12 protein-coding genes are annotated in these 13,136 nt (G+C 71.5%); 8 read left to right on the forward strand and 4 right to left on the reverse strand.

The genetic code is table 11. The features are described from left to right. The first annotated feature begins 1 nt into the window (after position 1). Genes ASD56_RS13710 through ASD56_RS13725 form a run of 4 tightly spaced genes read left to right on the forward strand, consistent with a single transcriptional unit; the run spans position 2 to position 3,433 of the window. A complete protein-coding gene (locus tag ASD56_RS13710) occupies positions 2-412 on the forward strand; it encodes an FMN-binding protein (RefSeq protein WP_055966785.1) in 411 nt (136 codons plus the stop codon). Between the two features lie 3 nt (positions 413-415). Beyond that, positions 416-1,318: an FAD:protein FMN transferase gene (locus ASD56_RS13715; RefSeq protein ID WP_055966790.1), complete on the forward strand. Its 903-nt coding sequence runs from the start codon at positions 416-418 to the stop codon at positions 1,316-1,318. Further along, on the forward strand, positions 1,315-1,869 hold the full coding sequence (locus ASD56_RS13720; RefSeq protein WP_055966793.1) for an MOSC domain-containing protein: 555 nt from the start codon (positions 1,315-1,317) through the stop codon (positions 1,867-1,869). The genes ASD56_RS13715 and ASD56_RS13720 overlap by 4 nt, the downstream gene beginning before the upstream one ends. A 1-nt stretch (position 1,870) precedes the next feature. Beyond that, on the forward strand, positions 1,871-3,433 hold the full coding sequence (locus ASD56_RS13725) for an FAD-dependent oxidoreductase (RefSeq protein ID WP_055966796.1): 1,563 nt from the start codon (positions 1,871-1,873) through the stop codon (positions 3,431-3,433). Here the strand turns inward: ASD56_RS13725 and ASD56_RS13730 are convergent. Both ASD56_RS13730 and ASD56_RS13735 read right to left on the reverse strand, forming a co-directional pair. Then, the gene (locus tag ASD56_RS13730) at positions 3,420-4,943 is read right to left on the reverse strand and encodes a sensor histidine kinase (RefSeq protein ID WP_055966802.1); all 1,524 of its coding nucleotides are present in this window, start codon (positions 4,941-4,943) and stop codon (positions 3,420-3,422) included. The two genes, ASD56_RS13725 and ASD56_RS13730, sit on opposite strands and share 14 nt — an antisense overlap. Further along, positions 4,940-5,668 (reverse strand): response regulator transcription factor, encoded by a 729-nt coding sequence (locus ASD56_RS13735; protein WP_055966804.1) that lies wholly within the window; start codon positions 5,666-5,668, stop codon positions 4,940-4,942. The genes ASD56_RS13730 and ASD56_RS13735 overlap by 4 nt, the downstream gene beginning before the upstream one ends. 170 nt (positions 5,669-5,838) lie before the next feature. Here ASD56_RS13735 and ASD56_RS13740 point away from each other — a divergent pair, with 170 nt between their 5' ends. Beyond that, entirely contained in the window at positions 5,839-7,293 is a 1,455-nt protein-coding gene (locus ASD56_RS13740; RefSeq protein WP_055966806.1) for an ABC transporter permease, read from the forward strand. A 71-nt stretch (positions 7,294-7,364) separates the two neighbouring features. Further along, positions 7,365-8,090, forward strand: a complete 726-nt coding sequence (locus tag ASD56_RS13745) for an ABC transporter ATP-binding protein (protein ID WP_200947526.1) — start codon at positions 7,365-7,367, stop codon at positions 8,088-8,090. Positions 8,091-8,093: 3 nt separating this feature from the next. Here ASD56_RS13745 and ASD56_RS13750 read toward each other — a convergent pair whose 3' ends face one another. Beyond that, entirely contained in the window at positions 8,094-9,089 is a 996-nt protein-coding gene (locus tag ASD56_RS13750; RefSeq protein WP_055966810.1) for an NAD-dependent epimerase/dehydratase family protein, read from the reverse strand. Between the two features lie 40 nt (positions 9,090-9,129). Between ASD56_RS13750 and ASD56_RS13755 the strand changes: the two genes are divergently transcribed. Continuing rightward, positions 9,130-10,140: a magnesium and cobalt transport protein CorA gene (locus ASD56_RS13755; protein ID WP_055966813.1), complete on the forward strand. Its 1,011-nt coding sequence runs from the start codon at positions 9,130-9,132 to the stop codon at positions 10,138-10,140. A gap of 34 nt (positions 10,141-10,174) precedes the next feature. Then, positions 10,175-11,500 carry an FAD-binding oxidoreductase gene (locus ASD56_RS13760; protein WP_055967246.1) on the forward strand — a complete coding sequence of 442 codons (1,326 nt, stop codon included), beginning with the start codon at positions 10,175-10,177 and terminating at the stop codon, positions 11,498-11,500. A gap of 64 nt (positions 11,501-11,564) precedes the next feature. Here the strand turns inward: ASD56_RS13760 and gndA are convergent, their stop codons facing one another. Next, positions 11,565-12,992, reverse strand: a complete 1,428-nt coding sequence (gndA, locus tag ASD56_RS13765) for an NADP-dependent phosphogluconate dehydrogenase (RefSeq protein WP_268777918.1) — start codon at positions 12,990-12,992, stop codon at positions 11,565-11,567. Between the last annotated feature and the right edge of the window lie 144 nt (positions 12,993-13,136).

Below are 13,136 nucleotides of genomic sequence, written 5' to 3' on the forward strand. Positions count from 1 at the left end.
CATGCTCCGCACCGGTGCGTCCGTCGCCGCCGTCGCAGGCATCGTCCTGCTCGCCGGATGCTCGCCCGCCACGACCGATGCCGACCAGCCGGCCACCGGTGGCGACGACGAGCCGGCCTACGCCGACGGCACGTACACGGCCGAGGGCACGTACAACACGCCCGAGTCCGTCGAGACGATCTCGGTCACGGTCACGCTCGAGGGTGACGTCATCACCGACGTCCAGGTCGAGGGCGACCCGCAGAAGAGCGAGTCCGAGCAGTACCAGGGCCAGTTCATCGGCGGCATCTCGGACGTGGTGGTGGGCCAGGACATCGACGAGATCTCGGTCAGCCGCGTGGCCGGGTCGTCGCTGACCAGCGGCGGGTTCAACGACGCCATCGAGACGATCAAGGCCGAGGCGGCGCTGTAGGCCATGCCCGCTGCCCGGCCGGCGCCGAGCCCGGAACCGTGGCGGTTCGAGGCGATCGGCACGGTGTGGGAGATCGTGACGGCCGAGCCGCTCGACCCCGGCACCCGCGCGGCGGTGACCACCGCGATCGAGGAGTTCGACCGGACGTGGTCGCGGTTCCGAGGCGACTCGGTGGTCTCCGCTCTCGGTCGTGAAGGCGGCGCTGTGCCGCTTCCACCCGACGCCGCTGCGATGCTCGACCTCTACGCGGAGCTCTCCACGGCGACGGACGGCGCCGTGAACCCGCTCGTCGGGGCATCGCTCGAGCGGCTCGGCTATGACCGGTCCTACTCCTTCGCGCCCGGGGAACCGGTCCCTGCACCGACCGCGTGGCGCGAACTCCTCGCGTGGGACGACGCCGGCCTCGCCCTGCGCGGTCCCGCGACGATCGACATCGGAGCGCTCGGCAAGGGACGCCTCGTCGACCTGGTGTCCGGCATCCTGGCGCGCGCCGGCCACCCGCGGCACGTCGTGGACGGCGGCGGCGACCTGCGTGTGCTCGGCGATCCGCAGCGCATCGGGCTGCAGCATCCGTTCGATCACCGTCGTGCGATCGGCGTATGGGAGGTGACGGATGCCGCGCTCTGCGCGTCCGCCGTCGACCGGCGCGCGTGGGGCGACGGCCTCCACCACGTGCTCGACGCGCGCACCGGACTGCCCGTCCGCACGATCGCGGCGACCTGGGCGGTGGCGCCGGAGGCGATGCGGGCGGATGCCGTGGCGACGGCGCTGTTCTTCGACGGGGGACCGCGCCTGGCCTTCGACTGGGGCGTGGAGTGGGTGCGCATGACCACCGACGGGAGGGTGGAGTGGTCGCCCGGCTGCCGCGCCGACCTCTTCACGCGACCGGCTAGCGTGGAACCGTGACCGACCCGACCGCTGCGCACGTCCTCGCCGTGGCGAGCGATGACGCGCACCGCTTCAGCAAGCCCACGCGCGAGAGCATCACGCTCATCACCGGGTACGGCGTCGAGGGCGACGCGCACGCCGGCGCCACCGTGCAGCACCGCTCCCGCCTCGAGCGCACGCCCGCGGCGCCGAACCTGCGCCAGGTGCACCTCATGCACGCCGAGCTCTTCGACGACATGGCCGAGCGCGGGCACGGCGTCTCGCCGGGCGCCCTGGGCGAGAACATCACGACCGTCGGGCTCGACCTGCTGGGGCTGCCACGGGGCACCCGGCTCGAGATCGGCGACACCGCCGTCATCGAGGTGACCGGCCTCCGCAACCCCTGCTTCCAGATCAACGGACTCTCGAAGGGCCTCATGAAGGAACTGGTGCACGTCGACGAGGCGGGCGAGACGGTGCGGCTCGCCGGAGTGATGTCGGTCGTCGTCTCCGGCGGGATCGTGCGGCCGGGTGACGGCATCCGGGTGATCCTGCCCTCGGGCGCCCACGAGCCCCTCCAGGCGGTGTGACGTGCTGACCGGACTCACCGCGCTCTGGAACCGCGTCTTCGCGTTCCTCGGCCGGATCTCGATGTACCGCGTGGTCTACCTCGCTCTCGCGACCCTCGCCGTCATCGCACTGGTGCTCTCGCTGTTCGGCCAGGTCGGGCCCTCCCCGCTCGAGCTGATCGTGACGCTCGTGGTGCTGTCGGCCGTGTGCGTGGGGGTGGATGCCGCGGCCCAGCGCGTCCTGCACCTGCCGTGGCGCCTGGAATCCTCGCTGATCACCGCGCACATCCTGCTGTTCGTGCTGCGCCCGTCGCTCGAGATCGCCGCCCTGGGCGGAATCGTCATCGCCGCCGCGGCGGCATCCCTGTCGAAGTACCTGCTGGCCTGGCGCGGGCGTCACATCTTCAATCCCGCCGCCGTCGGGGCGACGGTGCTGACGCTGCTGAGCCTCGTCTGGCCCTCGCTCGGCGCGTCGGCGTGGTGGGTGGGCACCCCGGCGATGGCGGCGCCCGTCATCCTGCTCGGAGTCGCCGTGCTGTGGCGCACCGAGAAGATCCGTGTCGTCGCGGTCTTCCTGATCGTCGCGATGATGGTCGCGGTCCTGCGCACCGCCTCCCAGCTCCAGGCCCAGGGCGGCCAGATCGAATCCGGCGACGTCTGGCAGCTGTTCCTGTCCTCGCCGTTCCTGTTCCTCGGCGCGTTCATGCTCTCCGAGCCGCTGACGCTGCCGCCGCGCCGGTGGCAGCAGTTCACCGTCGCCGGGATCGTCGGCGTGCTCGCCGGCTGGCCCATTCCGGTCGGAGACATCTCGCTCGGGCAGGAGCGCGCTCTGCTGATCGGCAACCTCGTCGCCTTCGCGTTCGCCGTGCGCACGGCGGTGCGTCTCACGCTGGCTTCCCGGGCAGAGCGCACCCCGACCGTGAAGGAGCTGACCTTCCGCGTGCACGACCGGCTGTCGTTCGTCCCCGGCCAGTACCTCGAGCTCGAGGTTCCCCACTCGCACCCGGACGCGCGCGGCACCCGCCGCGAGTTCAGCATCGCGTCGGCGCCGGAGGATCTGCCGCTGCTGCGTGTGGCCTTCAAGGAGAGCACGAGCTCGAAGCCGCAGAGCTCGTTCAAGAAAGCACTCGCGCAGGTCGACGAGGGGGAGCGACTCGCCATCACCGGAGTCTGGGGCGACTTCGTGCTGCCCAAGCGCGAGTCGGCGCCGATCCTCATGGTGGCCGCGGGAATCGGCGTCACGCCCTTCGTCGCCCAGCTCCGTCACGCGCGCGCGGCTGGGCAGGAGCGCGACATCGTGCTGGTCTACGTCGCCTCGGACGCCTCCGAACTGGCCTACCGTGCCGATCTGGAGGAGTCCGGCGTTCCCGTGATCGTCTTCACCCGCGACCGGCCGGCCGATCTGCCGAGCCACTGGACGTGGGCGCAGGGCGTGCGCCTGGATGCTCAGGGCCTGCTGCGGGTCGTGCCCGACATCGCCTCGCGCCATGCCTACATCTCGGGGCCTGCGGGTTTGATCGCCGATCTCGCCCCGGCGCTCGAGCGGGCGCGGTCGATCACGACCGACGCGTTCAGCGGGTACTGACCGACTCGGTCGCCGCCGTCTCGTCCGGTGCGGCGGGGCGCGCCGGCAGCCGGACCTCGAAGGTCGTGTCGCCCGGAGTGCTGCGCGCCGTGATGGTGCCGCCGTGCGCGTCCACGATCGCCCGCGCGATCGACAGGCCGAGCCCGCTGCCGCCGGTGGCGCCCGTCTTCCGCGCCCGAGAGCCGTCGGCGCGCGAGAACCGGCCGAACAGCTCGCCTCCGAGCGCCGGATCGATGCCCGGGCCGTCATCGTGCACCCGCAGCACGGCGCGGTCCTCCTCGCGCGCGACGGTGACCGTCACGGTGGTGCCCTCGGGAGTGTGGGCGCGGGCGTTGGCGAGCAGGTTCGCCGCCACCTGATGCAGGCGTCCGGCGTCGCCGGCGATCAGCACGGGCTCGTCCGTGACGTCGAGCACCCACTTGTGATCGGGTCCCGCGGGCCGGGCGTCGCCGACCGCCTCGACCGCGAGCCGGGTCAGGTCGACGCTGCCGTAGACGAGCTCTTTGCCCTCGTCGAGCCGGGCCAGCAGCAGCAGGTCCTCGACGAGCCGCGTCATCCGCAGCGACTGCGCCTGGATGCGCTCGAGCGACGCCTCCGCCGTCTCGACGGTCTGCGGCTCGTGGTCGCGGCCGAGCGCACGCAGCGACAGCTCGGAGTAGCCGCGGATCGAGGCCAGCGGCGTCCGCAGCTCGTGGCTGGCGTCGGCGACGAAGGCGCGCATGCGCTCCTCGTTGCGCTGACGCGCGGACAGAGAGGTGCCGACGTGGTCGAGCAGGGTGTTGAGCGCCTCGCCGACACGCCCGACCTCGGTGCGGGGGTCCGCCTGCCGCGGAGACACGCGTTCCGGGATCGATACCTCGCCCTGATCCAGTGGCAGCCGCGACACCCGCGTCGCGGTGTCGGCGATCGCGCGCAGCGGTGCGAGGCCGGCGCGGATGGTCCAGGCGGTGGCGGCGGCGAGCAGGAGCAGGCCTCCCGCCGTCAGCAGCCCGATCGTGATGAGCATCTGACCCGTGGTGGTGACGAGCTCTGCGCGGGACACTCCCGCGACGACCACGGTCGGTCCGCTCTGGTAGCCCGCGACCCGGTACGTGCCGAGGTCGTCGAGATCGACCACGAGCGACTCCGGCGAGCCGTCCTGCGTGAGGCCCACCGCGAGCTGGTCGATCTGCGCGGCGGTCAGCGCGACGACCTCGCCCTGCGCGTCGGTGACGGCGGCTGTGGGCTCGGCGGGGACCGTCTCGATCGCCAGCAGCGTGCCCGGCCCGACGGGCAGCTCCTGCAGGATCGCCTCCGCACTCTGGCCCTGCGCGATGAGCGGGCGGATGCTCTCGGTGCGGCTGCGCAGCGAATCGACCTGCGCAGTCAGCTGGGACTCGAGCACGGTGCCCAGGATCACGCTGATGGCGACGCCGACGAGGACCATGATCAGCGACGTGATGCCCACGACGGTGACGATGAGCTTGCGCTGCAGCGTCCACGGACGGCGCGCGGCGGGCGGCGAGGTCACTGCGGTGCCTTGATCATGTAGCCGACGCCGCGCACCGTGTGGATGAGCGGCTCGCGGCCGGCGTCGATCTTCTTGCGCAGGTACGAGATGTACAGCTCGACGACGCTCGAGCGCCCGCCGAAGTCGTAGTTCCAGACGCGGTCGAGGATCTGCGCCTTCGACACGACGCGACGCTGGTTGCGCATGAGGTACCGCAGCAGCTCGAACTCGGTCGCGGTGAGCTCGATGCCGTCGCCGGCGCGCTCGACCTCGTGGCTGTCCTCGTTGAGCGTCAGGTCGGCGACCCTGAGGATGGGCTCGGCGCCCGCGGCGTGGGCGGTGCCGGCGCGGCGCATGAGGCCGCGCAGGCGCGCCACGACCTCCTCGAGGCTGAACGGCTTGGTGACGTAGTCGTCCCCGCCGGCGGTCAGCCCCGCGACGCGGTCGGTCACGGCATCCTTCGCGGTGAGGAACAGCACGGGGACGTCGTCGCCCGACTGGCGCAGGCGCTGCAGCACGGCCATGCCGTCGAGGTCGGGCATCATGACGTCGAGGACCATCGCGTCGGGGTCGAACTCGCGTGCCGCCTGCAGCGCTTCGAAGCCCGAGCCGGCGGTCCGCACCGACCAGCCCTCCATGCGCAGCGCCATCGAGAGGAGATCGGTCAGCATCTGCTCGTCGTCGACCACGAGCACGCGCAGCGGGCTGCCGTCGGGACGGAGGAGCGAGGGCGCGGCGGTGGTCATGAGCCCATTGTGCCGTCGTTCCTATGGGGTTCCTATGGCGCCCGCTATGCGGTGGCTGTGAGATCGCGGTCTCCGTCCATACGGCTCTCATAGCTCCCGCTGGAGTTCCGCATCGACGGCGTCCCTAGCTTCTCCTTCGACGGCGGCACCGGGCCGCCGGGAGGAGACCCATGTACGCAACGTATCTGCGGCGGGAGCTGGCCGGCCGCAAGAAGCAGACCATCATCGTCGCGAGCGGGCTCGCGATCGCGATCGCGCTCGTGATGATCGTCACCTCGCTCGCCGCCGGCGTGCGGAATGCGCAGGCCCAGGCCCTGGAATCCGTGTACGGCGTCGGCACCGACCTGACCGTCACCGGAGCGACGGCCGAGCCCGGCGAGATGAGGGGCCAGGCGTTCGAGTTCGGCGAGGACGGCGGCGCGACCGCGGCCGACGGAACGACGCAGCTGAGCCAGTCGCGGCTCGTGTCCGAGCCGATGCGCACCACCCTCGAGGCGAGCGTGCTCGACACCGTGACGGGCGTGGACGGCGTGGCGGAGGCATCCGGCGCGCTCAGCCTCACCAACATGACGTTCTCGGGCGAGCTGCCGCCGCGCCCGACCGACGGCGCGGACGGAGGCACGCTGGAGCAGGCCCCGCCGCAGCAGCAGAACGGCGACGGGGGAGCGACGTTCAACGGCGGGTCCTTCGACGTGGACTCCTTCACCGTGCTGGGCATCGACCCTGCCGCGTCGTCGGTCGGGCCGCTGTCGGCGGTGAGCCTGAGCGACGGACGAGCGCTCGCCGCCGACGATGCGGGCGAGAACGTCGCCGTACTGGATGCCGCGTACGCCGCGACGGCCGGGATCGTCGTCGGCGACGCGATCGATGTCGGCGGCGAGCAGTTCGACGTCGTCGGCATCCTCGCGTCGACATCGAGCGACGCCGACACCGCGGCCAACGTGTACATCCCGCTCGACGTCGCCCAGGCCCTCGCGGGAACCGGTGACGTGCTGTCCACCGTCTACGTGCAGTCCGACTCCTCCGACTCCATCGATGCCGTGCAGTCGGCGATCGAGGCGGAGCTGCCCGATGCCACCGTCAGCTCGCAGTCCGAGCTGGCCGCGACCGTCTCGGGGTCGCTCTCGAGCGCCACCTCGCTCATCACGAGCCTCGGCACGTGGCTGTCGGTCATCGTGCTGGCCGTGGCCCTTGCGCTCGCCGTGCTGTTCACCGTCTCCGGGGTCTCGCGCAGGACGCGGGAGTTCGGCACCCTCAAGGCGATCGGCTGGTCCGACCGCCGGGTGGTCGGGCAGGTCGCGGGCGAGTCGCTCGCGCAGGGCCTCATCGGCGGTGCCGCCGGTCTTCTGATCGGATTTCTTGGGATCTGGGCGATCAACGCCATCGCGCCGACGATCTCCGCCGCGCCGGCGGGAGGACCGGACACCGAGGGCGGTCCGCGTGGCGGCTTCGCCGGGACTCTGCAGCAGGGTGCGACCGAGATCGTCCTCCATGCGCCCGTCACGCTGTGGGTCGTCGCGGCGGCGCTCGGACTCGCCGTGCTCGGGGGACTGGTCGCCGGAGCGTTCGGCGGCTGGCGAGCTGCCCGGCTGAGCCCTGCCGAAGCCCTGCGATCGGTGGGGTGAGGCATCCCGTGAGCGACCCCATCCGACCCGCAGACACCCCCACCGCACCCGACACGACAGGAGAAGGAACAATGACGATGATCGACCCCGATGCGGACACGCAGACGGATGCCGCGTCCCCCGCGCTGTACCGGCTGACGGGCGTCACCCGCGCCTACCGTCAGAAGGACCGGATCGTGAACGCCCTGGCGGGCGTCGACCTGGAGATCGCGCAGGGCGACTTCGTCACGATCCAGGGGCCGACCGGAGGCGGCAAGTCGACGCTGCTCCAGCTGCTCGGCGCACTCGACCGGCCGACGGCGGGAAGCGTCGTGCTGGGCGACCTCGACCTGACGGGAGCATCCGGCACGCAGCTGAGTCGCGTGCGGGCGACAGAGGTCGGCTTCGTGTTCCAGGGCTTCAATCTCATTCCGACCCTCACCGCCGCCGAGAACGTCGACATGGCGCTCGAGCCGCTGGCCCTCACGAAGGCGGAGCGCGCGACGCGCGTCGCCGAGGCACTGGCCCATGTCGGGCTGGACGACCGCGGCGACCACCGGCCGGGGGAGCTGTCCGGCGGTCAGCAGCAGCGCGTCGCGATCGCGCGTGCGATCGTGAAGCGGCCGCGCGTCCTGCTCGCCGACGAGCCCACCGGCAACCTCGACGAGAGCATGCGCGACGAGATCCTCGCCGTGCTGGAGGGGCTGTGCGCCGAAGGGCTGACGCTCGTCGTCGTCACGCACGACTCGGCGGTCGCGAAGCGAGCCCGCCGGCGCCTCCGCCTGGAGCGGGGCACGGTGCGGGACATCACCGGCTAGGCGTCAGCCGGCGGACCGGGCGTGGGCCGCGATGCGATCGAACAGCGCATCGCGGTCCGCGTCGATCCGCTGCTCGTCGGGATGCGCGTCGTAGTACCCGACGATGCGGCGCGCGCCCTCGTCGAAGGTGATGGTGGTGGCGAAATCCGGCACGATCGCACGCAGCTTGCTGTTGTCGAAGACCACCGAATGCGCCTTATCGCCGATCAGCGTCGGGCCGAGCTCCGGCTCGAAGGCGGCGATGGTCTCGGAGGCGACGTGCACCAGATCGGGCTCATCGACGCCGGCCGCCTCAGCGAGCCAGCGGTAGATCCGGTCCCAGGTCGGCGTGTGGTCGCCCGTGATGGTGAAGTCCTCGCCGATGGCCGCAGGAGCGCCCAGGAGGCCCGTGAAGCCGACGGCGAAGTCGTCGGCGTGGGTGATGGTCCACAGGCTCGTGCCGTCGCCGTGCACGATGACCGGCCTGCCGGCGCGCAGGCGCGCGATGTCCGTCCATCCGCCGATGGTGGGGATCATGCGCTCGTCGTACGTGTGCGACGGTCGGACGACCGTCACCGGGAAGGAGCGATCGCGGGATGCCGCGGCGAGGAGCTCCTCGCACGCGATCTTGTCGCGGCTGTACTGCCAGAACGGATTCTCGAGCGGAGTCGACTCGGTGATGGGGAGCCGGGCCGGGGGCTTCTGGTACGCCGAGGCCGAGCTGATGAAGACGTACTGGCCGGTGCGCCCCTCGAAGAGGTCGAGGTCCTGCTGCACGTGACCGGGGGTGAACGCCAGGAACTCGGCGACGACGTCGAACTCGGCATCCCCGATCGCGTTCCGCACCGCGCCGGCGTCGCGCACGTCCGCGACCAGCTCCCGCACGCCGTCGGGGATCGCGCGTCGCGAGGATCCGCGATTGAGCACGGTGACCTCGTCACCCGCCGCGACGCTGCGGCGCACGCACGCCGCGCTGATGGTCCCGGTTCCGCCGATGTAGAGCACGCGCTTCGCTGTCACGCCTCCGACCCTAGCCGCGACGTGGACCTAGGGTGAGTGCATGACCCTCGTCGACGCCGCCGTCTACGTCGATGGCAGACGGGTCGCGAGCGGCACCGCAGCCGAAGCGCTCACCGAGGCCAGGGCGCGGGGCGGGATGGCCTGGATCGGCCTGTACCGGCCGGACGCCGCCGAGATGAACGAGCTCGCCGGCCTGGCCGGGCTCCACCCGCTCGCCGTCGAGGATGCGCTCAAGGGGCACCAGCGCGCGAAGCTCGAGCGGTACGACGACATGACCTTCCTGGTCCTCCAGCCCGCACGCTACCTCGACGCCACCGAGACGGTGGAGTTCGGCGAGGTCCATGTGTTCGCCGGACCCGACTTCGTCATCACCGTGCGCCACGCCGAGAACCCCGACCTCGCCACGGTGCGGCACCGCCTCGAGGGGCGTCCGGACATTCTGGCCCACGGTCCCTACGCGGTGGTGTGGGCGGTCTGCGACGACATCGTCGACCAGTATCAGCCCGTCGTCGCCGGCGTCGAGAACGACATCGACGAGATCGAGGACGCGCTGTTCTCGGGCGACCCCGCGGTCGGCAAGCGCATCTTCGGCCTTCAGCGCGAGGTCATCGACCTGCACCACGCGACCACGCCGCTGGTGGACATGTTCGATCGCCTGCAGCAGATCGTGCTCGAGTCCTCCGGCGCGGCCGAGGCGCCCGCCATCCGCGATGTCGACGACCATGCGCGCCGCATCGTCACGAAGGTCGAGGGATTCCGGCCGACCCTCGAGAGCGCCCTCACCGTTCACGCGACGCTCGTCGATCAGGAGAACAACGAGGCCATGCGGCGCATGGCGGAGTTCGGGCTCGAGCAGAACGAGCAGGTCAAGAAGGTCTCGGCCTGGGCCGCCATCCTCTTCGCACCGACGCTCGTGGGCACGATCTACGGCATGAACTTCGACCACATGCCCGAACTGCACTGGAGTCTCGGGTACCCGATGGCGCTCGGCCTGATGGCCGCCACGTCGCTCACCCTGTACGTCGTCTTCAAGCGCAAGGGCTGGCTCTAGCGGGATGTCGGTGGCGCCCGTTACCGTGGCGCGGGTGACTGATCTCTCCCTCTCAGAACTCGTGACCGGAACCGTCGTCGCACCGGGCGACGACGACTGGGACTCCGCGAGGCGGTTCCACTCCGGCATCGGCGAGCCCACGATGGTCGTCCGCGCGTCGTCTGTCGACGACGTGCGCGGGGCGCTGCGCTACGCGGCCGCCGAGCGCCTGGACGTCATGGTGCGCGGCGGCGGCCACAGCGCGTGGGGCGCCGTGCCCGGCGGCCTGACGCTCGACCTGGGCGCGCTCGACGACATCCGCATCGACGGCGATGTCGTCCACGTCGGCGGCGGCGTCACGTGGGGCGCGGTCGCGCACGAGCTGTCGCAGCACGGGCTGGGCGTGAGCTCCGGCGACACTGCCTCCGTCGGCGTCGGAGGCCTCACCCTCGGCGGCGGCATCGGGTGGATGGTGCGCGCGTGGGGGCTGGCGGCCGATCAGCTCGTCGGTGCGCAGCTCGTCACCGCCCGCGGCGATGTGCTCGAAGTCTCCGACGACTCGCACGCCGACCTGATGTGGGCGCTGCGCGGGGGAGGGGGCAACTTCGGCGTCGTCACGCGCTTCGACTTCCGCGCCCACGAGCTGCGCGCGGTGGTCTTCGCGACGCTCGCGGTGACGGGTGACGCCCGTCCGGTCCTCGCTGCGGTGCGCGACACGCTGCGCGATGCACCGCGCGAACTCACGGTGACCTACATGGACGTCCCGGCGATGGACCCGAATGCGCCGGCGGGCGCCTCGATCACCGCGTGCTGGATCGGCGACGACGAAGACGCTGCCCGCGCCGCGCTGGCCCCGCTCCTCGCGCTCGAGGGCGTCACCGAGACCGAGCTCGCAGTGCGCTCGTATCCCGACATCCTGATGGAGATGCCCGCAGCCGACCCCGACCAGCCCATGCCCGGGTTCGTGGGAGGCAACACGCTGCTCCGCGAGCTGAGCGACGACGCGATCGCTCGCCTGGTCGGATTCCGCGAGGCCAACGCGGCCTCGGTGCTCTTCCTGCGCTCCCTCGGCGGCGCGTTCGGCGAGGTGGCTCAGGAGAGCACGGCGTTCCCCGCCCGCAATGCCACCTGGTTCGCGATGGCGGGCGCCTTCGACGTGCCGGGGCTGGTCCACGACGGCAACCGGCCCCTGATCCAGGCCGAGTGGGACGCGATCGAGGGACTCGGAGAGGCGCTGTACGGCAACTTCACCCCGTCGACCGACCCCGGGCTCGTCTCCCGCATGTACACCCCCGAGACCATGGCGCGCCTCGCCGCGATCAAGCGCGAGTGGGATCCGCAGAACCTGTTCTGCCGCAACCACAACGTCGTGCCGGCCTAGAGCCGGCAAAGACCGAGGCCCCCGCCGATCACTCGACGGGGGCCTCGGTCGTACGGGTACGCGCTCAGTGGGTGTCTTCGGCTTCGATCTCGGTGCGGTCGCCCGACCACAGCGTGTGGAAGGTGCCGGGCTTGTCGATGCGCTGGTAGGTGTGCGCTCCGAAGAAGTCGCGCTGACCCTGCACCAGGGCGGCGGGCAGGCGCTCGGCGCGCAGGCCGTCGTAGTACGCCAGCGACGACGAGAAGGCGGGAGCCGGGATGCCGGCACCCGCGGCCGTCGAGACGATGCGGCGCCACGCGTCCTGGGCGCGGCCGAGCGCCTCGACGAAGTACGGCGCCGTGAGCAGCACGGGCAGCTCCGGGGTCTCGGCGTACGCGTCGGCGATGCGGTTGAGGAACTGCGCGCGGATGATGCAGCCGCCGCGCCAGATCTTCGACACCGCACCCAGATCGATCGACCAGTCGTACTCGGCCGCGCCGGCACGGATCTCGTCGAAGCCCTGCGAGTAGGCGACGATCTTCGACGCGTACAGCGCCAGGCGCACGTCCTCGATGAACGCGTCGGCGTCCTCGACCTGGAGGTCCTCGGCCGGGCCGGGCAGTCCGCCCGACACGGCGCGCTGCTCGGGGTGGCTCGAGAGCGAGCGGGCGAAGACGGCCTCGGCGATGCCGGAGACGGGCACGCCCAGGTTCAGCGCGGTCTGCACGGTCCAGGCGCCGGTGCCCTTGGCGCCGGCCTGGTCGAGGATCACGTCGACGAGCGGCTTGCCGGTCGCGGCATCCACCTGGCGCAGCACCTCGGCGGTGATCTCGATGAGGTACGACTCGAGCTCGCCCGCGTTCCACTCGGCGAAGACGTCGGCGATCTCGGCGGGGGACTTGCCGGTGCCGCGGCGGATGAGGTCGTACGCCTCGGCGATGAGCTGCATGTCGGCGTACTCGATGCCGTTGTGGACCATCTTCACGAAGTGGCCGGCGCCGTCGTGGCCGACGTGCGTCACACAGGGCTCGCCCTCGGCGACCGCGGCGATGGACTTCAGGATCGGTCCGAGCGTGACCCACGACTCGTCCGAGCCGCCGGGCATGATCGAGGGGCCGAGCAGTGCTCCCTCTTCGCCGCCGGAGATGCCGGCGCCGACGAAGTTGATGCCGGTCTCGCGCACGGCCTTCTCGCGGCGGATCGTGTCGGTGAAGAGGGCGTTGCCGCCGTCGACGATGATGTCGCCCGGCTCGAAGGCGTCCACGAGCGCGTCGATCACGGCATCCGTGCCGGCACCGGCCTTGACCATGATGATCGCGGTGCGGGGCTTCTGCAGCGACGCGGCGAACTCGGCGTAGGTGTAGGCGGGGACGAACTCGGCCTCGGGGTGCTCGGAGAGGACGATGTCGGTCTTCTCACGGCTGCGGTTGTAGATCGCGACCGTGTTGCCCTCGCGGCTGGCGAGGTTGCGGGCCAGGTTCGAGCCCATCACGGCGAGGCCGACGACGCCGATGTTCGCGACGGCCGTTTCGGCGACGCCGGGACCGGTGGGCTCGGGAGCCGGGCGCGAGACGTCCTCGGGCGCGGGAGCACCTTCGTGTTCGCGCGTCGAGCCGGGCTGGTCGTCGCGATCGGTAGAGATGTTCGTCGGCGCCGA

Origin of the sequence: Microbacterium sp. Root166 (genome assembly GCF_001427145.1) — a bacterium.
Classification (GTDB): domain Bacteria; phylum Actinomycetota; class Actinomycetes; order Actinomycetales; family Microbacteriaceae; genus Microbacterium.